Source organism: Pseudomonas sp. EL_65y_Pfl2_R96 (genome assembly GCF_963970905.1).
Classification (GTDB): domain Bacteria; phylum Pseudomonadota; class Gammaproteobacteria; order Pseudomonadales; family Pseudomonadaceae; genus Aquipseudomonas.
In genome coordinates this window covers 1-452 of sequence record NZ_CAXAQH010000352.1, presented here as the reverse complement: position 1 = coordinate 452, position 452 = coordinate 1, and the positions used below count along the sequence as shown (strand labels likewise).

At 60.4% G+C, this 452-nt stretch carries 1 protein-coding gene; it reads left to right on the top strand.

Annotated elements, in window-relative coordinates; all coding sequences use genetic code 11:
* Nucleotides 1-452 (top strand): replication initiator protein A (locus AACY49_RS31000; protein WP_339528133.1); only part of this gene is annotated, 452 nt, incomplete at both ends.

Genomic DNA, 452 nt, shown 5'->3' with positions numbered 1-452 from the left:
GCGGCCGTTTTTCTCGCTTCAAAAGCGCAAGCGGCTGAAACCGATCGAGTATCGCAGCCCGGACGGCGAAGCCTGGGTGCGCGTGCAGGCAATTCCCGACTACGGCATGGCGACGATCTGGGACGCCGATATCCTAATATGGGCGGCGTCCACGCTCAATCGCATGAAGCAGCAAGGCTTGAACGACATACCCCGCACGCTGACGACTACGCCCTACGACCTGTTGCGGGCGATTAAGCGTAGCACCGGGGGCAGGGACTATCAGGAGCTGCAAGCGGCGCTGTTACGGCTCCAGACGACCTCCATCACGACCTCGATCCGAGCATCGGCGCGTCGTCAGAAGGCCGGCTTTAATTGGCTAGATAGCTGGACCTTCGACACCGACGCCGAGACCGAACAACCGCGGGGCATGACGTTGACTCTTTCGGATTGGGTTTACGAGGGTATCGTCA